This is a genomic window from Actinobacillus vicugnae (genome assembly GCF_901687125.1).
Taxonomy (GTDB): domain Bacteria; phylum Pseudomonadota; class Gammaproteobacteria; order Enterobacterales; family Pasteurellaceae; genus Actinobacillus; species Actinobacillus vicugnae.
The window spans coordinates 13,051-34,513 of the sequence record NZ_CABFJY010000012.1; the positions used below are offsets into that span (position 1 = coordinate 13,051).

Annotated in this window: 32 protein-coding genes, 1 tRNA gene, 1 other RNA gene and 1 pseudogene; 33 read left to right on the plus strand and 2 right to left on the minus strand. The window is 41.1% G+C overall.

The window, feature by feature from the left end:
* Positions 1 to 237 precede the first annotated feature (237 nt).
* Positions 238 to 603: a transfer-messenger RNA gene (gene ssrA / locus F8M47_RS04215) on the plus strand.
* Positions 604 to 1,264: 661 nt separating this feature from the next.
* Here ssrA and F8M47_RS04220 read toward each other — a convergent pair.
* Positions 1,265 to 1,765, minus strand: coding sequence for a helix-turn-helix domain-containing protein (locus tag F8M47_RS04220; protein WP_150538949.1), 501 nt, complete (start codon positions 1,763 to 1,765; stop codon positions 1,265 to 1,267).
* A 138-nt stretch (positions 1,766 to 1,903) separates the two neighbouring features.
* Between F8M47_RS04220 and F8M47_RS04225 the strand changes: the two genes are divergently transcribed.
* From F8M47_RS04225 to F8M47_RS04350, 26 genes and pseudogenes are all read left to right on the plus strand, one after another.
* Positions 1,904 to 2,092, plus strand: a complete 189-nt coding sequence (locus tag F8M47_RS04225; RefSeq protein WP_150538950.1) for a helix-turn-helix domain-containing protein — start codon at positions 1,904 to 1,906, stop codon at positions 2,090 to 2,092.
* Between the two features lie 8 nt (positions 2,093 to 2,100).
* Positions 2,101 to 4,095, plus strand: coding sequence for a transposase domain-containing protein (locus F8M47_RS04230; RefSeq protein ID WP_150538951.1), 1,995 nt, complete (start codon positions 2,101 to 2,103; stop codon positions 4,093 to 4,095).
* A 59-nt stretch (positions 4,096 to 4,154) separates the two neighbouring features.
* Positions 4,155 to 5,072 (plus strand): AAA family ATPase, encoded by a 918-nt coding sequence (locus F8M47_RS04235; protein ID WP_150538952.1) that lies wholly within the window; start codon positions 4,155 to 4,157, stop codon positions 5,070 to 5,072.
* A gap of 2 nt (positions 5,073 to 5,074) precedes the next feature.
* Positions 5,075 to 5,386 carry a hypothetical protein gene (locus tag F8M47_RS04240; protein ID WP_150538953.1) on the plus strand — a complete coding sequence of 104 codons (312 nt, stop codon included), beginning with the start codon at positions 5,075 to 5,077 and terminating at the stop codon, positions 5,384 to 5,386.
* Between the two features lie 20 nt (positions 5,387 to 5,406).
* Positions 5,407 to 5,673 (plus strand): hypothetical protein, encoded by a 267-nt coding sequence (locus F8M47_RS04245; RefSeq protein ID WP_150538954.1) that lies wholly within the window; start codon positions 5,407 to 5,409, stop codon positions 5,671 to 5,673.
* A complete protein-coding gene (locus F8M47_RS04250) occupies positions 5,666 to 6,184 on the plus strand; it encodes a host-nuclease inhibitor Gam family protein (protein WP_150538955.1) in 519 nt (172 codons plus the stop codon). Before F8M47_RS04245 ends, F8M47_RS04250 begins: the two co-directional genes overlap by 8 nt.
* Complete coding sequence (locus F8M47_RS04255; RefSeq protein WP_150538956.1) at positions 6,184 to 6,480, plus strand: hypothetical protein; 297 nt, start codon at positions 6,184 to 6,186, stop codon at positions 6,478 to 6,480. Before F8M47_RS04250 ends, F8M47_RS04255 begins: the two co-directional genes overlap by 1 nt.
* A 150-nt stretch (positions 6,481 to 6,630) precedes the next feature.
* Entirely contained in the window at positions 6,631 to 6,819 is a 189-nt protein-coding gene (locus F8M47_RS04260) for an ANR family transcriptional regulator (RefSeq protein WP_150538957.1), read from the plus strand.
* A gap of 17 nt (positions 6,820 to 6,836) precedes the next feature.
* Positions 6,837 to 7,040 (plus strand): hypothetical protein, encoded by a 204-nt coding sequence (locus F8M47_RS04265; RefSeq protein ID WP_150538958.1) that lies wholly within the window; start codon positions 6,837 to 6,839, stop codon positions 7,038 to 7,040.
* An 8-nt stretch (positions 7,041 to 7,048) separates the two neighbouring features.
* Positions 7,049 to 7,726, plus strand: coding sequence for a DUF2786 domain-containing protein (locus F8M47_RS04270; protein ID WP_150538959.1), 678 nt, complete (start codon positions 7,049 to 7,051; stop codon positions 7,724 to 7,726).
* Complete coding sequence (locus F8M47_RS04275; RefSeq protein WP_150538960.1) at positions 7,726 to 7,920, plus strand: hypothetical protein; 195 nt, start codon at positions 7,726 to 7,728, stop codon at positions 7,918 to 7,920. Before F8M47_RS04270 ends, F8M47_RS04275 begins: the two co-directional genes overlap by 1 nt.
* 129 nt (positions 7,921 to 8,049) lie before the next feature.
* Positions 8,050 to 8,358: a hypothetical protein gene (locus tag F8M47_RS04280; protein WP_150538961.1), complete on the plus strand. Its 309-nt coding sequence runs from the start codon at positions 8,050 to 8,052 to the stop codon at positions 8,356 to 8,358.
* A 3-nt stretch (positions 8,359 to 8,361) separates the two neighbouring features.
* On the plus strand, positions 8,362 to 8,910 hold the full coding sequence (locus F8M47_RS04285) for a gp16 family protein (protein WP_117374142.1): 549 nt from the start codon (positions 8,362 to 8,364) through the stop codon (positions 8,908 to 8,910).
* Positions 8,897 to 9,451, plus strand: a complete 555-nt coding sequence (locus F8M47_RS04290) for a hypothetical protein (RefSeq protein WP_117374143.1) — start codon at positions 8,897 to 8,899, stop codon at positions 9,449 to 9,451. The genes F8M47_RS04285 and F8M47_RS04290 overlap by 14 nt, the downstream gene beginning before the upstream one ends.
* 144 nt (positions 9,452 to 9,595) lie before the next feature.
* On the plus strand, positions 9,596 to 10,018 hold the full coding sequence (locus tag F8M47_RS04295) for a Mor transcription activator family protein (protein WP_117374144.1): 423 nt from the start codon (positions 9,596 to 9,598) through the stop codon (positions 10,016 to 10,018).
* An 88-nt stretch (positions 10,019 to 10,106) separates the two neighbouring features.
* Positions 10,107 to 10,652, plus strand: coding sequence for an N-acetylmuramoyl-L-alanine amidase (locus F8M47_RS04300; RefSeq protein ID WP_117374145.1), 546 nt, complete (start codon positions 10,107 to 10,109; stop codon positions 10,650 to 10,652).
* A gap of 6 nt (positions 10,653 to 10,658) precedes the next feature.
* Complete coding sequence (locus tag F8M47_RS04305; protein ID WP_117374146.1) at positions 10,659 to 10,883, plus strand: DUF2644 domain-containing protein; 225 nt, start codon at positions 10,659 to 10,661, stop codon at positions 10,881 to 10,883.
* Positions 10,883 to 11,149: a DUF2681 domain-containing protein gene (locus F8M47_RS04310; protein ID WP_018652007.1), complete on the plus strand. Its 267-nt coding sequence runs from the start codon at positions 10,883 to 10,885 to the stop codon at positions 11,147 to 11,149. The genes F8M47_RS04305 and F8M47_RS04310 overlap by 1 nt, the downstream gene beginning before the upstream one ends.
* Positions 11,142 to 11,279, plus strand: a complete 138-nt coding sequence (locus F8M47_RS04315; RefSeq protein ID WP_205470244.1) for a hypothetical protein — start codon at positions 11,142 to 11,144, stop codon at positions 11,277 to 11,279. The genes F8M47_RS04310 and F8M47_RS04315 overlap by 8 nt, the downstream gene beginning before the upstream one ends.
* Positions 11,279 to 11,506: a TraR/DksA family transcriptional regulator gene (locus F8M47_RS04320; RefSeq protein WP_117374148.1), complete on the plus strand. Its 228-nt coding sequence runs from the start codon at positions 11,279 to 11,281 to the stop codon at positions 11,504 to 11,506. The genes F8M47_RS04315 and F8M47_RS04320 overlap by 1 nt, the downstream gene beginning before the upstream one ends.
* Positions 11,503 to 11,832 (plus strand): DUF2730 domain-containing protein, encoded by a 330-nt coding sequence (locus tag F8M47_RS04325; protein WP_233432353.1) that lies wholly within the window; start codon positions 11,503 to 11,505, stop codon positions 11,830 to 11,832. Before F8M47_RS04320 ends, F8M47_RS04325 begins: the two co-directional genes overlap by 4 nt.
* 5 nt (positions 11,833 to 11,837) lie before the next feature.
* Positions 11,838 to 12,131 (plus strand): VpaChn25_0724 family phage protein, encoded by a 294-nt coding sequence (locus tag F8M47_RS04330; protein ID WP_018652011.1) that lies wholly within the window; start codon positions 11,838 to 11,840, stop codon positions 12,129 to 12,131.
* Positions 12,132 to 12,164: 33 nt separating this feature from the next.
* Entirely contained in the window at positions 12,165 to 12,737 is a 573-nt protein-coding gene (locus F8M47_RS04335; RefSeq protein WP_150538962.1) for a DUF3486 family protein, read from the plus strand.
* Positions 12,734 to 14,311: a terminase large subunit domain-containing protein gene (locus F8M47_RS04340; RefSeq protein WP_150538963.1), complete on the plus strand. Its 1,578-nt coding sequence runs from the start codon at positions 12,734 to 12,736 to the stop codon at positions 14,309 to 14,311. The genes F8M47_RS04335 and F8M47_RS04340 overlap by 4 nt, the downstream gene beginning before the upstream one ends.
* A 3-nt stretch (positions 14,312 to 14,314) precedes the next feature.
* A complete protein-coding gene (locus F8M47_RS04345; RefSeq protein ID WP_150538964.1) occupies positions 14,315 to 15,874 on the plus strand; it encodes a DUF935 domain-containing protein in 1,560 nt (519 codons plus the stop codon).
* Positions 15,861 to 17,192, plus strand: a pseudogene (locus F8M47_RS04350) (phage head morphogenesis protein). The gene F8M47_RS04345 and the pseudogene F8M47_RS04350 overlap by 14 nt, the downstream one beginning before the upstream one ends.
* Here the strand turns inward: F8M47_RS04350 and F8M47_RS04355 are convergent.
* Positions 17,193 to 17,273 (minus strand) — tRNA-OTHER (locus F8M47_RS04355).
* Positions 17,274 to 17,336: 63 nt separating this feature from the next.
* Between F8M47_RS04355 and F8M47_RS04360 the strand changes: the two genes are divergently transcribed.
* The 6 genes from F8M47_RS04360 (at position 17,337) to F8M47_RS04385 (ending at position 21,462) form a co-directional block, all read left to right on the plus strand.
* Positions 17,337 to 17,771 carry a phage virion morphogenesis protein gene (locus F8M47_RS04360; protein WP_005752491.1) on the plus strand — a complete coding sequence of 145 codons (435 nt, stop codon included), beginning with the start codon at positions 17,337 to 17,339 and terminating at the stop codon, positions 17,769 to 17,771.
* Between the two features lie 228 nt (positions 17,772 to 17,999).
* Positions 18,000 to 19,064 carry a phage protease gene (locus F8M47_RS04365; protein WP_150538965.1) on the plus strand — a complete coding sequence of 355 codons (1,065 nt, stop codon included), beginning with the start codon at positions 18,000 to 18,002 and terminating at the stop codon, positions 19,062 to 19,064.
* Positions 19,064 to 19,987: a Mu-like prophage major head subunit gpT family protein gene (locus F8M47_RS04370; protein ID WP_150538966.1), complete on the plus strand. Its 924-nt coding sequence runs from the start codon at positions 19,064 to 19,066 to the stop codon at positions 19,985 to 19,987. The genes F8M47_RS04365 and F8M47_RS04370 overlap by 1 nt, the downstream gene beginning before the upstream one ends.
* An 88-nt stretch (positions 19,988 to 20,075) precedes the next feature.
* The gene (locus F8M47_RS04375; RefSeq protein ID WP_150538967.1) at positions 20,076 to 20,480 is read left to right on the plus strand and encodes an HI1506-related protein; all 405 of its coding nucleotides are present in this window, start codon (positions 20,076 to 20,078) and stop codon (positions 20,478 to 20,480) included.
* Positions 20,480 to 20,899, plus strand: coding sequence for a gp436 family protein (locus F8M47_RS04380; protein WP_167509597.1), 420 nt, complete (start codon positions 20,480 to 20,482; stop codon positions 20,897 to 20,899). Before F8M47_RS04375 ends, F8M47_RS04380 begins: the two co-directional genes overlap by 1 nt.
* The gene (locus F8M47_RS04385) at positions 20,899 to 21,462 is read left to right on the plus strand and encodes a DUF1834 family protein (protein ID WP_150538969.1); all 564 of its coding nucleotides are present in this window, start codon (positions 20,899 to 20,901) and stop codon (positions 21,460 to 21,462) included. Before F8M47_RS04380 ends, F8M47_RS04385 begins: the two co-directional genes overlap by 1 nt.
* Position 21,463 lies beyond the last annotated feature (1 nt).

Consider the following 21,463-nt stretch of genomic DNA (forward strand, 5'->3'; position numbering starts at 1 on the left):
CAAATATAATCAAGACATGCAACAATAACTTTTCAGATGGATTTCTATTGATAACTAGAAATTATAATTGATTCCTTATAAATCTAAAGAGAAGCTTATTCAAATCACACTTAAATGGATTTCTCGTCCCAATAGAAGTGAAAACGTTGAATTACACTAAACTTACTTTCGCAAGCGGTCAAAATTGCAAAATTTTTTGCAAAATCGACCGCTTTCTATTAAACTGGTGAGACTTTTGGGGCTGATTCTGGATTCGACGGGATTAGCGAAGTCCAAGGTGCACGTCGAGGTGCGGTAGGCCTCGTAAACAAACCGCAAAAAAATAGTCGCAAACGACGAACAATACGCTTTAGCAGCTTAATAACCTGCTCATAGCCTTATCGCCTCAGCTTCCGCTCGTAAGACGAGGATAACGATAAGTCACCCAAAACGAGATCGTGTGGACGCCGCCGTTTGAGGATCGAAACACTAAATTGAATCAAACTAGCTTATTTCTTGCGTGTCTGTCCGCTGGAGGTAAGTGAAATTAAAGACGAGACTAAACGTGTAGTGCTGAAGATGGAGTAATTTCGGACGGGGGTTCAAATCCCCCCAGCTCCACCAAATCACAATCCAACCCGATACAATCAAATCCGATAAAGCCTTGAAAATCAACGTTTCAGGGCTTTTTTATTTTCCAACAGAAGCCAATGCGATATTATCAAATCCAATGTTTTTAGTTATACCGCTAAAATATAACTAAAACTAGGATATAACTATATGGCACGGAAAACTACCCCGCTATCACAAATCGTATCTGAGATATTTAACTCACCTTGACTAAAACCAATAAAACAAAGAAATAATGATTTGGGCGGAATTTTGTTGTAGTAAACGGAATTTTGCGGGTCAGGACCATTGAAAATAGGGGCTTCGTGATGAAAGCCCCTTTATTTTACTCAAAGAAAAGCAGAAATAATGAATTGCGAAAATTTTTGCTGAAATGGCGAAATTGCACATTAAAACAACGAAATGCACATCTGCCATTTAAAAGGCTTTAAATGCCGTTTAAATTAAATCAAGTCCGATATACACAACTTGCCCGATAACGGCAAAATCAAAGCCCTACCTTGCCTCGTCACACTGTCAATAGAAGCCCATCAGTTTCGCCTCGTCTAGGCTATTGTTTAGGGAATAGAAAAAAATTGTTCTGTGTAGTTACTTCATAGATATAAAAACACAACATAATATATTGATATTTATATAATTTTTACAGGATTTCCATTTAATCTTCTGTGAAGTTATGCTCTCTGAGGAGCTCTTTTTCTGTGTATTCATTTAATCGCATTCGAGCAATTGATAAATCACAGCTCATTTGTGCCATATCAAAAATAGCTTTTTTCCCTTTGCTATCGCTTCTTCTATAGTTACTGAGTAATAAAGTCTCTTCAAAATTGAGTAATACATTAGTATCAGCATCTTTAGGGGTAATAAAAACTTCCGCTGTCATGACATCTTCAGGAGCTGTTTCTATTACTTCATTTGAATGTTTAGCTAAAAATGAATGAATATTCCCTTTCTTACCTGTCAGAATATATTCAACATCTAATTTTAGATGAGGATTCGACAAATCAGCTAATCTTAACGCTTCTTCTGGAAATACCCCTCTACGCTTCCTTTCGGCAAAAGCACTTTTCGATAAACCTAAAAAAGCAGCAATATCTTTATCCATTGTTAAAGATAGTTCAGTTTTTAACCTATTAAGACAATCTGTGAAATTTTTCATAAAAAAACCTTGCAATTCATAAAGTTCATATTTAATATGAACTCAGTAAATAATAATGAACTATATGATTTTGTATTAAATCAAGATTAGTGATCTTAGTTCATAAAATGTTTTAAGTCCATAGGTTACGGAGGTTTTATGCAAAAAAGAACCAGAGAAGAAGTAAAAGCTTGGTTTAGAGAACAAAACATTACTCAAGCGGAGTGGGGGCGCCGGAACGGTTACAACTCAAATGAGATTAGTCGAGTATTAAATGGGAAATCTAAACTTAATTATGGAAGAGAGCGAGACATTGCAATAAAACTTGGCATTCAGATTGATAATTAGGAGTTCATATGAGTGAACTTAAGTCATATTATTCCGCTCAAGAATTGGTTGAACTTAATTTAATGGGCTTACCAACTACTAAAAAAGCAATTTTAAGTAAAGCTAATCGTGAAAATTGGGTATCCCAAAAAAGATGTGGAAAGGGAGGCGGTCTTGAATACCACTTTTCAAGCCTTCCCCCTGAAACCCAACAGGCTCTCAAAATTCAATATGCGAAGAGCCTAAAAACAGAAATCAGCGTGGCGGATAAGTCCGAAAAAGGCAAAGCTGAACGCTATGTAAAAGAAGCACTCTGGCAACCGTTTGATAAAGCAAACGCTAAACAGAAAAGCAAAGCAGAAACCAAATACCATGCTTGTGTAGCAGTGGAAAACTTAGTGAGAGAGAAAACACCATTAATGGAAGCTCTCGAAATTGTGGCAACAGCCCAAACGGTTTCAATCGGTTCTTTAAAAAATTGGTATTACAAAGTACGCAACTTTGAACAATCAGACTGGCTAGCAGTTCTGCTAACTCGCAGTGGCAAAACAGCAAAAGATAACTTAAAAGCCGAGTTTGATTTAGAGGCTTGGGACGTGTTCTTGGCTGATTATCTCAGACCAGAAAAACCAACTCTTGCCGCTTGTTATGAACGTCTTAAGCGTTCGGCGCAAGAAATGGGGTGGAAAATCCCGAGCAAGCAAACGGTACAACGCAAATTAGAGAGCGATGTGCCGTATGAAGTGCAAGTGCTAAAACGAGATGGCGAATATGCACTTACTCAATTAGTGCCGAGTTTGAAACGAACTGTTGCAGATATTCAAGCAATGGAATGGATCAACGGGGACGGCTATCAGCACAACGTATTTGTGCGATGGAAAAACGGCGAAATTGTTCGACCGAAGACGTGGTTTTGGCAAGACATTCGCACCCGAAAAATATTGGGCTACCGCTGCGATATTAGCGAAAACACCGACAGCATACGCTATGCACTCATGGATGTGATCTACAAATACGGCATACCACGCCATATCACGATAGATAACACCCGAGCAGCAGCAAATAAATGGATGACAGGCGGTGTGCCGAACCGCTACCGCTTCAAAGTGAAGCCTGATGACCCAAAAGGGATTATCCCCTTACTCGGTATTCAGTTGCACTGGACGAGCGTAATCGCCGGCACAGGTCACGGACAAGCAAAACCGATTGAACGTGCATTTAGTCACGGCGGTGTCGGGGAGTTGGTAGATAAAGACCCGGCTTTAGCAGGGTTTTATGCCGGTGCGAATGTGTATGACAAGCCCGACAACTATAACGGCGGTAAAGATGGGGTTGATTACGAAGTATTTATGCAAGCTCTGGCGAGAGGAATTGAAATTTTCAACACTAGAGAGGGGCGAAACACCGAAATTTGCCAAGGCATTTTCAGCTTTGACCAAGTTTTTGCGAGAGATTACGCCCAAGCAACAGTGCGAAAAGCCAGCCCTGAGCAGTTAAGAATGTTAATGCTGACCAGCGAAAAACAACGCTTAACGAAAAATGGTGAGTTTACGCTCAACGCTGGTGGCAAGTTGTACGGCAGAACCAACAACTATTTCGCAGAAAGTCTGCGAGGTACACACCACAAAGAAGTGGTTGTACGGTTTGACCCCGAGAAACTACACGAAACCGTGTATGTGTACAGCTTAGACGGTGTGTTCTTAGCCGAAGCGCAATGTAATGAAGCGAAAGCCTTTGGAGATACCTCTGCCGCACGCACACAAAAACGCTTACGTGATCGTATTGTTAAAAATACAAATCGTATTGCAAAAGATATGGCATTGATGGAAGCCAATGAGGTTGCTCAATTCCAGCCAGAAGTGAAGGAAGAACCAAAACTTCAGCCGAATATCATCGAAATGGCAATCAAAGACGGCAACGTAATGCGCAAAGTGCAAACGGTACAAGTGGTTGAAGAAGAGGAAGAAGATATTAGCGAATTTGAGCAAGCGTTTATGAAAGCGGTTGCGATGAAAAGCAAATAATCAACAATGCTTTAAACAGTATTTAAACATTTAAACGAACATTTAAACGGAGTTTAAACATGGAATTAATTAACAAAATCAAAAAGCACCTTGCTGATACCAATACAAGCCAAGCAAAGTTGGCAAAAGAAGCAGGGATTAATGCAGGCGCATTATCAGCCTACCTCAACGGTAACTATCAAGGCGATATTGCAAATTTAGAAGCGAAATTGACCGCTTATTTTGAGAAAAAAGAAGTACAAGCTCGTGAATTTGTGGAAGCTCCAGCTTTTATCGAAACCGCAACCGCTCGCCAAATCTTTAAAACGCTTGAGTTTGCTCAAATCGCAAATTGTATGGCAACGGTTTACGGAATGTCGGGCGTAGGCAAAACCAAAGCGATTCAAGAATTTAAAAAAAGTCGTGCCAACGTTTGGCTAGTTACCGCAAGCCCGAGTCGTTCAAGTCTTAGCGAAATCTTGTACGAGATTGCCCTTGAGTTAGGCATTTCAGACGCACCACGCCGCAAAGGCACGCTTTCTCGCTTAATCGCTCGCAAGATTAGCGGAACAGAAGGTTTACTGATTATTGATGAAGCCGACCACCTACCGTATGAAGCACTTGAAGAGCTGAGAATTATGCAAGAAGAAGCCAATATCGGCTTAGTGTTGGTGGGAAATGACAAAGTGTACACACGTATGAAAGGCGGCATTAGCCCAAGCCATGAATACGCAAGATTGTGGTCACGTGTAGCGAAAAATACAAGTATCCAACGCACAAAACAAGCAGACACAAAAGCTGTAGCGCAGGCTTGGGGCTTAGCTGATGACAACGAAGCACTCAAAGTTATGCAATCAATTACTGAGACCGGCGGAGGGTTACGTATTTTAACCCAAACACTACGCTTGGCTGGCATGGTTGCGAAAGGCTCAAACAAGCTGATTACTGCTGACTTAATTATCAAAGCACGTCAAGAATTACTCGGCAAAGGAGAATAAAAATGGCTAAACCAATAGATATTGACCGTCCGTTTACGCCTAACAACGCAGTTGTATATGGCAAAGTTGTCGGGCTAGAACTAGCTGTAATTGAGCTTAATAACATGGGAATTGACGTAGACCATGTTGATTTTTCTGATCACCGTCGCCCTCGCCTCGTAGTTTTAGAGAATAGCGTAACACGTCAGCTGATGAAAAGCGGCAAAGCTCAAAATTACGGTTCAAGAGTGAAAAACGGTCGCCGCATTTATCTAAATCACACTGAAGTAAACGGTGTACGTGTGATTTGGGAATCGCAAGATTATCGTCATTAACCAACAACTAGGAGAACAAAATGAACGAAATTGATACACGAGAAAGCGTATTAGTCGGCAGTTATGCGGTCGTCCCACCGCTACTTTGGGAAGAAATTGAAGACGGCAAAGAATACGCAGTTATTGATACTACAGATGCCGGTGACTGGTGCGTAAAAATGCAAAAAATCGACAAATCAAACCGCTATTACTTTGTTTTAGCACAGTCTGCACGAGTGTTTGATAACACAGTGGATGCTGGGGAGTTTATTGAGGCATTAGAGTATTTGGGAGGTAAAAATGCGTAAACCGACAAGAGTGAAATCAGCAACATTAGAAATCCGAGCGCAAAGCCGTGAGGAAACCGAAGTGTTAATTAAAGAACTCGGTGATGCACAGCGTGAATTACAGCGTGTTACCACACAGCAGAATGATGAAATCGGTGCAATTACTGAACGCTATGCTCAGCCATTGCAAGAGTTACGTGAAGCGGTGGAAAGTCGTCAAAAAGCAATTCAAGCATGGTGTGAAAGTCATCGTGATGAGCTCACAAAAAATGGTAAGCAAAAAACGGGTTATTTCAACACAGGCGAAGTGCAATGGCGACAAAATCCGCCGAGTGTGCGAGTAACGAAAGCTGAACAAGTGATTGAAAACTTGAAATTACTCGGTCTTACTCAGTTCATCAGAACGAAAGAAGAGATCAACAAAGATGCAATCTTGCTAGAACCGGAAACAGCACAAACTGTAGCTGGCATCGCTATCAGAACAGGTACTGAAGAATTTGTGGTTAAGCCATTTGAACAGGAGACTCGCTAATGAAAATCAAGCTCCCAAAATGGCTAACTGTTCTAAACATTGTGCGAGTTCAATTCATTGCGTCCGTAATTGCAGGGTTTATTTTTGTTTGGCTTGATAAAGAAGCTGGGGAAGCATTAATGAATCATTCTCTGCTGTTATTGATGGTGTTGGTTTATTTAGAAGTTATGAATTTAAAAGACTGGCATAAAAACGCTATCGCATCATTAGTTAAACGTTCTGAAATCTTAGCAAGAGTTGTTTATAAACTTAAACAACGTGGTTGCAAAGTCACTATTGATGGTGTGGAGCAATAGTAATGAATATCCCTGTTATCTGTTTTGTGATTGCGATGTTTTTAACTATCGTCTTACTGGTTATTGACCAAGATTAAAGCTCATTTAAACGCTCTTTAAACCTGATTTTAAGGGGCGTTCATAATAAGTTTTAAACCACCGGAGAACATTATGAGTACACAAAAATTTGACCGATACAAACACTATTCGGAAGAAGCTGCAAAGTTAGAAGCACAAGGTAATTGGGCTGAGGCTGCCTTTAAATGGGAAGTCGCAAATCTTTCAGCCAAAGGGAAAAATATTAAATGGACAGAACAGCGCCAAGCGTTTTGCGAGCGAATGAGAGATAAGCCATTTTAAATGGGAGGGAGAAAATTATGAAAACGTTTAAAAACGAATTCAGCGAAAAAGTATCAGAAGCGGAAGAGCTAATTAGTAGCATTTACGATTTACTCGGAGAAGTTGAAAGAGGGTTTCGCCATAGTGAATTTAAGTCTGCACACACTGCACTGATGAAAGCAAAAAAAATCATGCCGAGAGTGGAATTAAAAATCAGTATTTTGATGAACGGTTTAGTTTAGGAGTGAAAATGGATAACCAAAAATTACTCGAAAAAATTAAAAAACTATTAGCTTTGTCTAAATCACCAAATATCCATGAGGCTACACGTGCGTTAGAAATGGCGCAAAAGCTGATGAAAAAACACAAAATTAGTCGTGACGATGTTGAGATTAGTGAAAACACTACTGAAGTAAGTTTTGCGAAACGTACGCCAGTTTATGTACATAACCTAGTGGCAATTATTAAAAGAGCTTTTGGATGTGAAGCGTATTTATTATGCACAGATAAAGCAAAAGCCATTTTTTTCGGGCAAGAAGAACGCCCAGAAATCGCAGCTTACTGCTTTGATGTCTTATACAGAAAGTTAGCCATTGCTCGTAAAGCATTTACTGCAACACAAAGTAAAAGATTAAAGCGTAGCACATTAATTGCACGAGCTGATGCTTTTTGTGAAGGTTGGACTGAAGGGGTTTATAGAAACGTTAAAGATTTTGCAATGACTCCAGAGGAAAAAGGAAAGATAGAGCGTCATTTCCAACATTTAAAGCAGAAATTTAACATGGGAACAAATTCAGCAAGAGAAGCAGGTGATACAAGGGAGCGAAATGGTGATGTGTCTCGTTGGCAAGGTTATCAAGCTGGCAAGAAAGTCGAACTTAATCATGGTGTAAATGGTAAAGAATCACTTAAGTTAGGTGCAATGTAATGGAAAATACATACGATTACAAAGCCCGCTGTAAACAACTTGAAGGCTTCTTAAAAGCAATTCATACACTATTTTATGAATCTGATTTAGAAAAAATTAATCAGCTTACACTTACTGAAGTACAACGTAGTGAGCTGAGAAACGAAATTCATCAAACTGTTAAAAAATGGACTTCCAAGGAGGAAATTATGTAACACCTTAGCATACAACACGCCACGGTTTTCAATCATTAGAATTGTTGCGTAAAACACTGTGGCGTTTGTTAAGTGAGTATTGATAAGAGAAATGCTTTTATCAATGTTTTCTTAATGAAAGGAGTAAATATGAAAAAGGATCTATATGAATATATAGCTGCTTTTGAGTTTGATGATGAACCGACAAAAGATGATGTTCTGAAAATCATCTCAGAAGGAAGCTGGGACTTATTTAAATGTCAGAAAATGCTTTTAGGGTATGTCGCACAAGAAATACTTGAAGAAAAATATAGCGATTGGGAGATGTATGACGAAGACGAAAGCGTATATCTTATTGTAAGAAAATACGGCGATGAAGAATGGGAACTACATAAAGCAACAATTCAATATAGATTGTACGTAGATACTGAAGAAATCTATTTCGATGATGAGGAATAGTGAATGAAAACAGATAAAACCAAACTCATTCAGCTTGTGCATATCGCTAAACAGCAACTAAATATAGATGATTTAAGCTATCGTGAGATACTTAAGCGACTAACAAATAAAACCAGCTCAACAAAATGCACTATTGTTGAATTACACAAGATTTTGCACGAACTGCAAAAGAAAGGCGCAAAGGTGAAATGGTTTGCAAAAAGTGCGAAAAAAACGACAGCTTACAGTCCCGCCACTGGCGAAACACCAGTGAAAAGTGAAATTACTCATAAAATCCGAGCAGTATGGATTCAAATGGGTAAACACGGTTTCTTAAGAGATGCCAGCGAAAAAGCATTAAATGCGTATATGCGTAAAATCATCAATAAAAACCGCTCTGTGTTAGTGTTAAACGTCGGTGCATTAGATGTAAATGACGCAAGCCAACTGCTTGAAATTCTGAAAAAATGGCATTTTCGAGTAATGAAAAAAGCGGTAGAAGAGAAAACACGTAGGGATGTAGTGGGAGAAAACTACGATTTAATGTTGAGGATGTATGATGAAATTATGTAGATGCCCTATTTGCCACAGCGATATTAACTTAATGACATTAATTGAAGACGAAGCAGGTCGTGAGTTACTTTGTAAAATCAGTCAATTAACGCATGGTGTGGCTCAACCGATGGTTAATTATCTGGGCTTATTTAAACCACAAAAAAATAACTTAAACAATGCTCGTGCATTAAAGATATTGACCGATGTATTAGATATGTACCCCTGCTCTCTGTTGTTAGCGCATAGTTTATCTGAAACGGTTGCAAGTATTCGGAAAAAACGGCAGCAAGGAAAGGAACTTGAGCCGTTGGTGAATCATAAATATCTCTCAAAAGTATATGAATCACAGAAACCAAACTTTACAGTAGTAAGATCTGGCAGAAATGAATCCGAACAAGTTAGAGCCCAACAAGCCGAACAAGAACAAATTAGAAACGCCGTACTATATGTGCAAAGATATGTTGATTTAGGGCGAGAAGATATTGTAAAAAATAGTCCTGAATATCAGATTTGGCTCAAACATGGCAATAAATCAACTGCTCAAATAATAAGCAGTTAAATTTTACATAAAAAGGCTATTTTCCCTTTTTTATCAATGGGATATAAACTAGCAAATAGATAACACCTCAAAATTTTTCACTCTATTACACAACAAATCACTATAATTTGTTCCATGAGTTGATGAATTTTGAGGCGTTTTTTTATGCAAAAAGAACAAGCAGAACTTTTTGATGAAGAGCATGCGGAAATCGGGGCGTTATTTGATAATTTAGATAATATCCCCGAAAGTGAGGTACAGAATCGCTGGCCGCAGTTGTTAGTTGAAGTGATTGATGTGATGCAAGCAGAACTTATTCGCCAAAAATTTGCAGAAGATAATGCAAAATTGACCGCTTGCAAACTTGCCGGTGTAATAGCACATTACTTCGGCGGCAAGTCGTTTTATCTGCCGGCAGGTGATAAAATCAAAGAAGCATTACGAGACGCACAAGTTTATCAAGAGTTCGACGGTAAAAATATTCCGGAACTGATTAGAAAATACCGGTTGTCTCAAACAACAATTTATGCGATTTTACGCCAACAACGCGCGCTGCAACGGAAGCGACATCAAATGGATTTATTCTAACTTTAAACTGATGTGTCGCAAACCGACATAATCTTACAACCGATTAAACTCCAACTATCAACCAAAAATTGACAGTTGGAGTTTTTTTATGTCCCTACCAATCCTCAAAATCGTTATCCATTGCTCTGCAACTCGCAATGGCAAGTCTCTCAAAACAACAGATAAATCATCAGCTCAAGTCATCGATAAATGGCACAAAGAGCGTGGCTATAAACGTTCAGCTACTGCGGTAAAAAATTTTAATGCTCATCTCAAACACATTGGCTACCACTTCATTATTGATATTGATGGCACAGTAGAAACAGGTCGTCAAGTCGGCGAAATCGGCGCTCACGTAAAAGGTCATAACAGCAATTCTGTTGGTATCTGTTTAATCGGTGGCATTAGTGCAAGTGGTAAAAATCACGCTGAATACACTGAAGCACAGTGGCAATCATTACATAAGCTGTTACGTGAACTAGAAGCCAAGCATCCAAAAGCAAAAATCTATGGTCATCGTGACTTATCTCCAGACTTAAATAATGATGGCAAGATCACTAAAAACGAATGGCTAAAAGACTGCCCGTGTTTTGACGTATGGTCTTGGCTTGATTCTGAGCAAGTCGTGAATTTAGAACACTTATATAAGGATTAAAACAGCATGAAAGATTTGATTTCAAACGGAGATGGTCGCTTATCAACGACTGCAACAATCCAATTTTTCGGCTTTTTAGCAAGCCTGATCATCATGATTTATTGCGTATATATGGATAAGCCTTATGTTCCCGAGCTGTTTAGCACGTTTTTATTTGCATGTGTTGGCACAGCCGCAACGAAAGGCGCAGTGAGCGCATTTAAACGCTCTCGCACGACGGAGGAAGAATAATGTTTACAACTCAACTTGCCGCTATTGTATCTGCAGTGGCGTTACTTGGAGGCTGGGGCGTATTTAAAAGCGTACAAGTCAGCAGAGAAAAAAAGAAAAATCAAGCGCTATTGCAGAAAAATGAACAGTTAAAAGCTGCTAAAGCGGTAGCTGAAACCAAAGTAAAGAATTTTGAAGTGAGAAAGCAAAATGAAGAAAACATTAGTAGCACTAGCCGTGATGGGGTTATTGACCGCTTGCACACCGACGGTGACTTACGTGACTAATACGTCTTGTGCAGGCTTTTCAATTATTAAAGCAAGCCGTAAAGATACCACCGAAACGTTAGCACAAATTTTAGTGCATAACACCACCTATCGCGAAATCTGTAAAGACGCAGAACAAAAGGATGAGTAATGCCAGATTTATTAGATCGCATTTCTGAACGTGAAGAACAGATTTTAGAAATGCAACTCGCACCGCATTTAGAGACAGAGTTATCAGATGACGAAATTGACGCTATCGCACAAGCCGGGCGTCAATGTAGCGAATGCGGTTTACCGATTCCCGAGGCTCGTTTACGAGCAGAACCTACCGCTCACCGTTGTATTAGTTGCCAAGAAGACTGGGAGGCAGGACGATGATGAATGATTTATTTGAATTTGTGCGTGCCAATTTTGGTGTGATTTCTGCTGGTGTAGCAATTATTGCGGGTGGTTTTTGGCTCAAACTTGACAGCAAATATGCGAAAAAGAATGACCTAAATCAACTTGCCGATATTGCTCGCAGCCACGATAGCCGTTTGGCAACGCTTGAAACAAAAGTTGAGAATCTGCCGACGGCGGTTGATGTTGAACGATTAAAAACATTGGTGACAGACGTTAAGGGCGACACAAAAGCAACAAGCCGTCAGATGGATGCAGTCAGTCATCAGCTTGGACTTTTACTAGAGGCTAAATTAAAGGAATAGTAAGAATGTTGAAAGATTTATTAACGCAAGACCAACGTTTAGTTATTTTGCGCTCTCTTGCAGACGCAGGTTATGACGCAAACGAATCAATTATTAGCGATTGCTTAGACTTGTACGGTCATGACATTAGTCGTGATTTAGTGCGTAATCATTTGAACTGGCTGGAAGAACAAGGTCTGGTGAAAGTGCAACGTTTACAAGATGGCTATATGGTCGCAACCATTACTCAACGTGGTTTAGATGTGTCACAGGGACGTGCTTTTGTGGACGGTGTAAAACGCCCACGTCCAAAAATTTAAACGACTTTTAAACAAAATTTAAGGAGCGTTTAAATGAGCAATAAGACAACACGTGGACGTGCCAGCAAAGTTGATTTGCTACCCCCAAACATCAAAACACAGTTAGCAGCAATGCTACGAGACAAACAATTCTCACAGGCTGAAATATTAGAAGAAATCAATAATCTGATTATTGATTGTGGTTTACCAGATGAAATGCAACTAAGCAAAACTGGACTAAACCGCTACGCTTCCCGTATGGAAACAATGGGGGCAAAAATTCGTCAAGCACGTGAAGTCGCTGAAGTATGGACAAAGCAACTCGGCGAAGCACCGCAGTCAGATATTGGTAAGCTACTAATGGAAGCTGTTAAAACCATGGCATTTGATTTAACAATTACTGCCGATGAAAAAGTAGCGAGCGACCCTAGATTTTTGAATCAGCTTGCCTTGATTGCGAATCGTATTGAGCAAGCTCAAAGCATATCTGAAGAACGCGAACGCAAAGTCCGTAAAGAAGTTGCCCAGCAGGCGGCCGAAACAGCTGAGAAAGTTGTGGTACAAGCTGGGTTATCGGCAGAAACAGTCAAAACGATCAAGGAACAAATTTTAGGCATTGCATTATGACATTAATGAATGAACGCCCTTTAAATGAATTATCGAAAGAATGCCAAGATTTTTTAGATAATCTTCATTTATTTGATCCGAAAGAATTATTACTTTTTTATCAAAAAAAATGGATTGCGGATGATAGTCCGCTAAAAATAGCTGAGAAAACTCGGCGATGTGGATTAACGTGGGCTGAAGCCGCTGACAATGCTTTAGTCTCTAGTACAATGCGTAGAGATGGGGGCGATAATGTTTTTTATGTGGGCTCAAATAAAGAAATGGCGCGAGAATACATTGATGCGGCTGCAATGTGGTCAAAAGCATTTAATTATGCTGCAAGTGATACACAAGAAGAAGTTTTAACTGACGAGAAAGAAGGTAAAGATATTCTCACTTTTGTGATCCATTTTGCATCGGGTTTTAAAATTAAAGCATTATCTAGTCGCCCATCAAATTTACGTGGTATGCAGGGGGTTGTGGTAATTGATGAAGCAGCATTCCATGATGATTTAGCCGCTTTGATTAAAGCGGCTCTTGCTTTAACTATGTGGGGCTCAAAAGTCAGAATTATCTCAACACATAACGGGGTCTATAATTTATTTAATCAACTTATTCTTGATAGCCGAGCTGGTAGAAAAGACTATTCTGTCCATACGATTACGATTGATGATGCTTGTGCGGATGGTCTCTATAAACGAATTTGCCAAGTAACTAAACAAGAGTGGTCACAAGAAAAAGAAGATAAATGGAAAGCAGATTTGCTTAAAAATACCGCTTCGGAAGAAGACGCGCTGGAAGAATACTACTGCGTACCGAAAGCAAGCTCGGGTGCATATATTCCTCGTCCATTAATTGAGCGAGCGGCGGTTGAAGGCAAGGTGAAACTGCGGTTTGAGTGTGATGCAAAATTTATGGACTGGACGGAAGAAGAGCGTGAAGTCACCACGGCAGAATTTTGCTTAACGCAACTCTTACCGCACTTGCAAGCATTAAATACTGAACACCGTCATAGCTTCGGTGTGGACTTTGCCCGCTCGGCTGACTTGAGTGTGTATGCCGTTTGTGCGGTGCAACCTGATACGGCTCGGCATATCGACATCACGCTTGAAATTAAGAATTGCCCATACAATCAACAGAAGCAAATTATGCTGTTTATGTTGCAAAACACACCACGGCTAATTGGTGCTGCATTCGATGCCACCGGTAACGGTGGCTATCTCGCTGAAGCGGCATTGATTCGCTATGGGGCGATGATGATTGATTGCGTTAATCTCTCAGATAACTGGTATCGAGAATGGATGCCGAAATACAAAGCATTGTATGAATCGGGCTATATTGAGATTCCGAGAGATGAAGAGATTATTCTCGACCACGGGCATATTCAAGTCATCAACGGTGTGCCGAAAATTGATAAATCACGCTCAAAAGACAAATCGGGCAAACGACATGGCGACTCAGCCGTAGCATATTGTATGGCGGTACGTGCCAGTTATATGACAGGCGGTGAAATTGACTTTATTCCGTTACCTGCGAAACACACAGATTCAGATTCGGATAATGACAGCATTTTCCGCTCAGAATGGGATTATTAAACAATGAAAACCAGCACAATTTTAGATATTCACGGTAAACCATTTCGTTTTGAAGAAAGTTTGCAGACTGAAAATGAAAGCCGTGTAGCTTCTCTTCAATATCATTACAGCGATCACCCCGCAAGTGGGCTTACGCCATCAAAAGCGGCTCGTATTTTGCGTTCAGCAGAACAAGGCGATTTAGTGGCGCAAGCTGAACTCGCTGAGGATATGGAAGAGAAAGATGCACACTTGCAGTCAGAACTGGGTAAACGCCGTGGGGCGATCTTAAACGTAGATTGGCAAATTGTGCCACCTGCGAACGCTACCCCTGAAGAACAGCGTGATGCGGAACTGATTGAAGAAATCTTGCGTGATGCCGTGTGGTTTGACGATTGTATTTTCGATGCTACAGATGCCATTCTCAAAGGTTTCTCTTGTCAAGAAATCGAATGGGAAAACGTGGGTGGGTTGAAACTGATTAAAAATGTGCATTGGCGTGACCCAGCGTGGTTTATGACCCCACAATTTGAACGTAACACTCTCCGCTTGCGTGATGGTTCCGCTTACGGTGTCGAGTTGCAACAGTTTGGTTGGGTGAAGCATATCGCTAAAGCTAAAACAGGCTATTTAAGCCGTATCGGCTTAGTGCGTACGTTGGTATGGCCGTTCCTTTTCAAGAACTATTCATTACGTGATTTCGCTGAGTTTTTAGAAATCTATGGCTTGCCGTTGCGTTTGGGGAAATACCCCGAAGGGTCTGGCGAGAAAGAGAAACAAACGTTACTGCGTGCGGTGATGTCAATCGGACATAATGCTGGCGGTATTATTCCGCGTGGAATGGAAATTGAATTCGAAAAAGCGGCAGACGGCTCAGAAGCGACTTTTATGGCGATGATTGAGTGGGCTGAGAAGTCGATGAGCAAAACCATTTTAGGTGGTACGCTAACCAGCCAAGCTGACGGCGCAACTTCAACTAACGCTTTAGGCAATGTGCATAATGATGTGCGTTTAGAAGTGCGTAATGCAGACTTAAAACGCCTTGCTGCGACGCTGACACGTGATATTTTGTATCCGCTCTATGCGTTGAACTGTAAGTCCTTTAACGATGCGCGCCGTATTCCACGCTTAGAATTTGATATTGCCGAAAGCGAAGATTTAAACGCTTTCGCCGACGGGCTAAACAAGCTTGTTGATATTGGCTTTAAGATTCCGAAGCAATGGGCACACGATAAACTACAAGTGCCAATTGCTGCTGAGAACGAAGAAGTACTTGCAAAAAATCTGCCGAATTCGACCGCTTACTTAAACGCAAAGCCAGGGCGTAAAATGGCTGTATTATCTGTGCAACGTGATCCTGATGATTTACTTGAAGAACTTGAGCCGACGGCGGAAGCTTATCAAGCCATTATTGACCCAATGCTAAAACCAGTGGTGAATGCGTTAGCCGAAGGCGGTTATGAATTTGCCCAAGAAAAATTAGCCAGCCTTTATACCGATATGGACGATAGTGAGTTGGAGAAAATCCTTACTCGTGCCATTTTTGTGAGTGATTTGTTAGGACGAGCCAATGCCAAACGATAATAACGAACTTGATATGGGGTATGTATTACGCCTTGAGCCTGAATTAGCCGTGGACTATTTAAAGGCAAAGGGCGTGAATATTACTTGGGATTGGCACGAGCAATTAGCAGAAGCCCACGCACGTGCGTTTACAGTTGCAAAAGCTACACGTGCGGAAGTGTTGGACACGCTGCGCTGGGCAACGGAAAAAGCGATTGCAGACGGTGTGCCAGAACGTGATTATATTAAAAACCTTGAGCCTATGTTAAAAGAGTTAGGTTGGTGGGGAAAAACCGTGGACGAAAACGGCAACATAGTGCAGTTAGGTAGCCCACGCCGTTTAAAAACCATTTTACGCACGAATAAATCGACGGCTTACCACGCCGCTCGCTATGCCTCCCAAATGGCGAATGTTGATGAGCAACCTTACTGGCAGTATGTTGCTGTCAAAGATAGCCGTACTCGTGCCAGCCATTTGGCTTTGCATGGTAAAGTTTATCGTGCGGATGATCCGATTTAGCAGACGATGTATCCGCCGAATGATTGGGGATGTCGTTGTCGAGTGCGAGCCTTGAGTGAGTTTGCTCTTAAAAAGCAAGGATTAAGTGTGTCAGAAAGTGCTGGCAAAATTAGCTCAGAAACTGCTATTGCAGGCATAAATAAAGATACGGGAGAGGAAATCCGTACCACTGTGAGTAAAATTAAAACCGACCAAGGTGAAATGAAAGTCGGTGCAGGATGGAATTATAACGTGGGGTCTGCAGCATTTGGTACTGATGTGGCTGTGTTGCGTAAGTTGCAACAAGTGAAAAATCGGGAGTTACGGCAACAGACTATTCAGGCAATTAACAACAGCGAAGCACGGCATAAAGCCTTTGCAGAGTGGGTCTTTACCCATCTTGGTAAACGTGGGGCGAGTTGGAGATATATTTCAGCAGGATTTGTTTCAACAGAAATTTCGGAAAAAGTAGCTGAAATTACTCAAAACAAGCTGAAACCTGAATTGGTGTTAGTAATGGCAGAAAAACGATTAGAACACTCTAATAGTAATAAGCACCATCAAGGTGGAGTTGGTTTAAGTGTTGAAGAATACTCAGAGCTATCACGAATAGTTGCTAATCCTAGTTTAGTTCTTTGGGATACGTTAGAAGGGCATAATAATTTAATTTATATCAACCAAGAACGTACTATTCAAGTAATCGTTGATGTACCAAATAGCCACCCAATTAAGCCAAAAGAAAAGGTTGATGCGATAATCAATGCTTATAAAGTCAATATGGATAATGTAAAAAGACAAGTTTCAGGTGGGAATTACATTGTGATTAAAGGTAAACTTTAAGTGCTATGGTGGGGGTCGAACCCACGATATACATATGCCATTTTTAATGGGAATGCTGCGTTACCATTTCGCCACATAGCACTTACTGTTGTGATTAATTTACGCCTATATAATAACAAAGTCAAATTTTAAGCGGAAATCATTATGCATTTAGAATTTAAATTTGATACTCGTGCTATCCAAAACAAATTTAAAAAGCTCACTGAAACAGTAGAAGGACGTGATATTACTCGCAAGATTGCTGGTGTTTTAATGCAAGAAGCGGAAACAGCTTTTGACAAAGAGCAAACACCTGAGGGTGAAGCGTGGGCAAAATTGGATGAACGTTATAAAAAATATCGGCATAATAGAGGTTACACTGGCAATATTTTACAAATATCTGGTGATTTGGTAAAAAGCCTTAACATTGATTATGGCGATAGTTTTGCGGTGATCGGTGCTTCAGAACCTTATGGGCAATTTCACCAAATGGGTACAGAGAAAATGCCTGCTCGTCCGTTTCTTGGTTTGGGTAATGATGGTGTGGAAGAAATTACGGCTATTTTAAATCGTGAATTATCGAAAGTCGCTCAGGCTTGATGTAAAATAGCTAAAAACATCACAGAGGCACGCTAAGCGAATTTTATTGCTTGTGGTATTCTTTTTCGGTCAAAATAATTTAAACGCTTGTAGAGCGATTTAAACGGCATTTAAACGGTATTCCGTTATTACATTTCTATTCTTTTTATAGCCTTCGAGAAATCGGAGGCTTTTTTCATTTGAAACACCGCAAACTAACCTTTTCTTTTTTCCTGTCATTATAGGGCTATGAAAGTAAATAAATGCCCTTTAGCCGTATTAACGGCACAGCTTACAAGCCCTGATGGTTGGCAACAACTTTTGCCCAAAGGTGAATTTCGGGCAAGAGATGGTCGTCCGACCGATGTGCCGCATTGGTTTATTGATGAAACCATTGCTAACCGCTTAATTCAACAAGCTAAAACACTCAAGCAAGACATCTTAGTTGATTATGACCACGCTACTCTGCTTAAAGCCAAAAAAGGCCTTGATGAGGGAAATGTGGTTGCAGCTGGCTGGTTTAGCGATGAGGAAATTCAGTGGTTTGATGATGACGAACGTCAAGGTTTATACATTAAGCCACGTTGGACTCCTAAGGCTTATCAGCAAATTAAAGAGGGTGAGTTTGCTTTCCTTTCTGCCGTTTTTCCTTACAACGAAAAAGGCGAACCATTAGAAATCCGAATGGCAGCTTTAACCAATGACCCTGGTATTACAGGTATGCAACGGTTAGCGGTGCTTTCGGCAATGACAGACCAGCAGGAGAAAAATCAAATGCCAGAACAGTTGCGTAAATTACTCGCAAAACTCGGTGTGGAAATCGCCGAAGGTGCAGAGCTTACCGAAGAACAAGCGAAAACCGCCCTAGATGCGTTGGAAGCCTTGCAAGCAGATAAAGCCCACGCAGATAGTCAAGTTGTAGCACTGAGTGCGGCAGCAAAAGAGGTTGATTTAACCGCTTATGTGCCAAAAGCCACTTATGATGCAATGGTATTACAGGTTGCAGCACTTTCCGCTAAAACCGATGAAGTAGAAATTGATAATGCGATTGCGAAAGCCCGTCAAGAGGGGCGAGCGATTGAGTCCGAAGTGGATTACTTAAAAGATTTTGGCAAACAACAAGGTGCGGTAGCGTTATCCGCAATGCTAGAAAAACGCCCACAAATTGCTGCCTTATCCGCAATGCAAACGCAAACCACGAAAGTGACGAAAGAAACCCAAGGCGAAGCCGTGTTAAGTGCAGCAGATAAAGAAGCTGCGAAATTGCTCGGTATTAGCGAAGCCGATTACGCAAAAGAACTGGAGGCTAAATAATGGCAAATGTAACCCCTGAACTCGTCAAAGCCCTGTTTGTTGGCTTTGGTAAAAACTTTAAAGAAGGTTTGGCAAAAGCACCTTCACAATATAGCAAGATTGCGACTTTAGTGAAATCTACCACCGCATCAAATACTTATGCGTGGTTAGGTCAAATGCCTGGTTTAACCGAATGGATTGGTGATCGTACTTTAACCGCTATTCAGTCTCATGGTTATTCGATTGTAAACAAAGATTGGGCAAGTGGTGTAGAGATTAAGAAAACTGACATTGAAGATGACAATGTTGGTGTTTATAGCCCATTGATTGAAGAACTTGGGCGTGCCGCAGCAGAAAAACCTGATGAATTAGTGTTTGGTGCATTAAAAGCAGGTTTTACCACGGTTTGTTATGACGGGCAGTATTTCTTTGACACCGATCACCCTGTTGGTGCAAATGTGGATGGAACAAGTCCTGTCTCCGTTAGCAACATTACTGATGATGGCACCAGTGTTACTGCAGATAAGGCTTGGTATTTGTTAGATTGCTCTCGCAGTCTAAAACCGATTATTTTCCAAGAGCGTAAAGCACCTACTCCAGCACAAATTACTGATTTAAACGATGAAAAAGTATTTATGAAAAATACGTTTACCTACGGTGTAGATAGTCGTTCAAATGTGGGATATGGCTTTTGGCAACAGGCTCATGCCGTGAAAGGTGCATTGACTACGGAGAACCTTTGGAAAGCCATTTCAGCAATGCGTGCGGTGCGTGGTGATGGCGATAAGCGTTTAGGGATTAAACCAACACATATTGTTGTGCCTCCATCTCTTGAAAAAGAAGCTACGCAATTACTTGAACGTGAATTCCGTGTTGAAAACGGGGCAACCGTAGACAACGAATTTAAAGGGCGTTTAGAGCTTATCGTTGCAGATTATCTCTAATTGCAAGCGGTCGGATTTGAGCTATTTTTTGCAAATTCGACCGCCGTTTAAATGGTGTTTAAAGAGGTTTTAATGGGGGAAAAATGAAATGGAAAAAGAGCAACGCTATCAAGTTGTGGTTCACAGCAAAGTGCAAGATGGTTATCGCCGTGCTGGTTTCGCTTTACAAAAAGGCACTAACTTGCTTATGGATGTCACGGCGGCACAAATTGAGCAATTCAAAGCCGACCCACGTTTGGTATTTGGCTCTCAAGACCCGATGCCGACGGAACCGGTTGATGACTTATCAAAAGGGTTATCTCAAGACGATTCGGATGACAAAACCCAACACCTTGTGGACGGTGGCTTGGTTCCAACCGATTTAACCGTTGAGCAATTAAAAACAAAGCTCAATGAGCTTAATATTGCCTTTACTAAAGACGCGAAAAAATCAGATTTAGTGGCATTACTTGAAACGGCTATGTCATCTACTACGTCAAAAGAAGGTGAATAATGTTATATGCCAGCCAAGCAAGTCTTATTAAACGCTATACCCTTGATGTGTTACTTAGCATTGCTCGAAATGCTGATCGCACCTTAGACGAAACCAAGGTGCAAGAAGCGTTAGAAGATGCGTCGCAAACCATTGATAGCTACTTGGCTGGTCGTTATCGCTTACCATTGCAAACAGTGCCAGCCGTGTTAGAACGCCATTGTTGCTACATTGCTCGTTATTTCTTGGAGAAAAACCGAGCCACAGACCAAGCCCGCTTGGACTACGAAGATAGCATCCGATTTTTGGAAAAAGTCGCTAGTGGCGCTATTTCACTCGGTTTGTCCGATATGGAGGAACCGGTGGAAACTGACAATGCGGCAATGATTGAAAGTGCCGGCTCTGTCTGGGATAGAAAACAGTCGTGGGGGTTCGTGTAATGAGTGTTATTGCTGCAACCAGCGATGCCTTGATTGGCAGAATCCAAACGCTCTGTGGTGATTATCTCAAAGAAGTCGATACTCACCCCGGTCAATGGGACGACAGCAGCGTGCGGCGTATTGTGCGTAACCCGCCTGCGGTGTATGTGGCGTGGTTGGGGCAAACGGCTAATGCTAATGCCCGAACGGTGACGGCTCGTTGGGGGCTGTTTGTAGTTGCTGAGGTGCTAAACGGGCAACGCCAAAACAGCGTGGGGATTTACCAAATTGTCGAAATGCTGACTGCCGGGCTACACAAGCAGCAAATTAGCCCTTCCGGTGTGTTTGAGCTTCAATCGGTACAAAACCTGTGGAGCGATACGCAAAGTGGTATGGGTGTCGCTGTTTATGCGATGTACTTTAATGCTGTACAACCTCTGGCAGATAGCATTGATGCAAGCTCATTTGCTGATTTTAAAGTGTACGACCATACGTTTAACCAAGATACAGACCCAAATACGATTGACGGTAAAACACGTTTGCATCTGATTTTACCGACTCAATCCGATAACCAAGAGGGATAGC

What these genes read in the sequence shown, in the direction of transcription:
- F8M47_RS04220 (WP_150538949.1), bottom strand. Translation starts at nt 1,765, where the DNA reads ATGAAAAATTTCACAGATTGTCTTAATAGGTTAAAAACTGAACTATCT.
- F8M47_RS04225 (WP_150538950.1), top strand. Translation starts at nt 1,904, where the DNA reads ATGCAAAAAAGAACCAGAGAAGAAGTAAAAGCTTGGTTTAGAGAACAA.
- F8M47_RS04230 (WP_150538951.1), top strand. Translation starts at nt 2,101, where the DNA reads ATGAGTGAACTTAAGTCATATTATTCCGCTCAAGAATTGGTTGAACTT.
- F8M47_RS04235 (WP_150538952.1), top strand. Translation starts at nt 4,155, where the DNA reads ATGGAATTAATTAACAAAATCAAAAAGCACCTTGCTGATACCAATACA.
- F8M47_RS04240 (WP_150538953.1), top strand. Translation starts at nt 5,075, where the DNA reads ATGGCTAAACCAATAGATATTGACCGTCCGTTTACGCCTAACAACGCA.
- F8M47_RS04245 (WP_150538954.1), top strand. Translation starts at nt 5,407, where the DNA reads ATGAACGAAATTGATACACGAGAAAGCGTATTAGTCGGCAGTTATGCG.
- F8M47_RS04250 (WP_150538955.1), top strand. Translation starts at nt 5,666, where the DNA reads ATGCGTAAACCGACAAGAGTGAAATCAGCAACATTAGAAATCCGAGCG.
- F8M47_RS04255 (WP_150538956.1), top strand. Translation starts at nt 6,184, where the DNA reads ATGAAAATCAAGCTCCCAAAATGGCTAACTGTTCTAAACATTGTGCGA.
- F8M47_RS04260 (WP_150538957.1), top strand. Translation starts at nt 6,631, where the DNA reads ATGAGTACACAAAAATTTGACCGATACAAACACTATTCGGAAGAAGCT.
- F8M47_RS04265 (WP_150538958.1), top strand. Translation starts at nt 6,837, where the DNA reads ATGAAAACGTTTAAAAACGAATTCAGCGAAAAAGTATCAGAAGCGGAA.
- F8M47_RS04270 (WP_150538959.1), top strand. Translation starts at nt 7,049, where the DNA reads ATGGATAACCAAAAATTACTCGAAAAAATTAAAAAACTATTAGCTTTG.
- F8M47_RS04275 (WP_150538960.1), top strand. Translation starts at nt 7,726, where the DNA reads ATGGAAAATACATACGATTACAAAGCCCGCTGTAAACAACTTGAAGGC.
- F8M47_RS04280 (WP_150538961.1), top strand. Translation starts at nt 8,050, where the DNA reads ATGAAAAAGGATCTATATGAATATATAGCTGCTTTTGAGTTTGATGAT.
- F8M47_RS04285 (WP_117374142.1), top strand. Translation starts at nt 8,362, where the DNA reads ATGAAAACAGATAAAACCAAACTCATTCAGCTTGTGCATATCGCTAAA.
- F8M47_RS04290 (WP_117374143.1), top strand. Translation starts at nt 8,897, where the DNA reads ATGAAATTATGTAGATGCCCTATTTGCCACAGCGATATTAACTTAATG.
- F8M47_RS04295 (WP_117374144.1), top strand. Translation starts at nt 9,596, where the DNA reads ATGCAAAAAGAACAAGCAGAACTTTTTGATGAAGAGCATGCGGAAATC.
- F8M47_RS04300 (WP_117374145.1), top strand. Translation starts at nt 10,107, where the DNA reads ATGTCCCTACCAATCCTCAAAATCGTTATCCATTGCTCTGCAACTCGC.
- F8M47_RS04305 (WP_117374146.1), top strand. Translation starts at nt 10,659, where the DNA reads ATGAAAGATTTGATTTCAAACGGAGATGGTCGCTTATCAACGACTGCA.
- F8M47_RS04310 (WP_018652007.1), top strand. Translation starts at nt 10,883, where the DNA reads ATGTTTACAACTCAACTTGCCGCTATTGTATCTGCAGTGGCGTTACTT.
- F8M47_RS04320 (WP_117374148.1), top strand. Translation starts at nt 11,279, where the DNA reads ATGCCAGATTTATTAGATCGCATTTCTGAACGTGAAGAACAGATTTTA.
- F8M47_RS04325 (WP_233432353.1), top strand. Translation starts at nt 11,503, where the DNA reads ATGATGAATGATTTATTTGAATTTGTGCGTGCCAATTTTGGTGTGATT.
- F8M47_RS04330 (WP_018652011.1), top strand. Translation starts at nt 11,838, where the DNA reads ATGTTGAAAGATTTATTAACGCAAGACCAACGTTTAGTTATTTTGCGC.
- F8M47_RS04335 (WP_150538962.1), top strand. Translation starts at nt 12,165, where the DNA reads ATGAGCAATAAGACAACACGTGGACGTGCCAGCAAAGTTGATTTGCTA.
- F8M47_RS04340 (WP_150538963.1), top strand. Translation starts at nt 12,734, where the DNA reads ATGACATTAATGAATGAACGCCCTTTAAATGAATTATCGAAAGAATGC.
- F8M47_RS04345 (WP_150538964.1), top strand. Translation starts at nt 14,315, where the DNA reads ATGAAAACCAGCACAATTTTAGATATTCACGGTAAACCATTTCGTTTT.
- F8M47_RS04360 (WP_005752491.1), top strand. Translation starts at nt 17,337, where the DNA reads ATGCATTTAGAATTTAAATTTGATACTCGTGCTATCCAAAACAAATTT.
- F8M47_RS04365 (WP_150538965.1), top strand. Translation starts at nt 18,000, where the DNA reads ATGAAAGTAAATAAATGCCCTTTAGCCGTATTAACGGCACAGCTTACA.
- F8M47_RS04370 (WP_150538966.1), top strand. Translation starts at nt 19,064, where the DNA reads ATGGCAAATGTAACCCCTGAACTCGTCAAAGCCCTGTTTGTTGGCTTT.
- F8M47_RS04375 (WP_150538967.1), top strand. Translation starts at nt 20,076, where the DNA reads ATGGAAAAAGAGCAACGCTATCAAGTTGTGGTTCACAGCAAAGTGCAA.
- F8M47_RS04380 (WP_167509597.1), top strand. Translation starts at nt 20,480, where the DNA reads ATGTTATATGCCAGCCAAGCAAGTCTTATTAAACGCTATACCCTTGAT.
- F8M47_RS04385 (WP_150538969.1), top strand. Translation starts at nt 20,899, where the DNA reads ATGAGTGTTATTGCTGCAACCAGCGATGCCTTGATTGGCAGAATCCAA.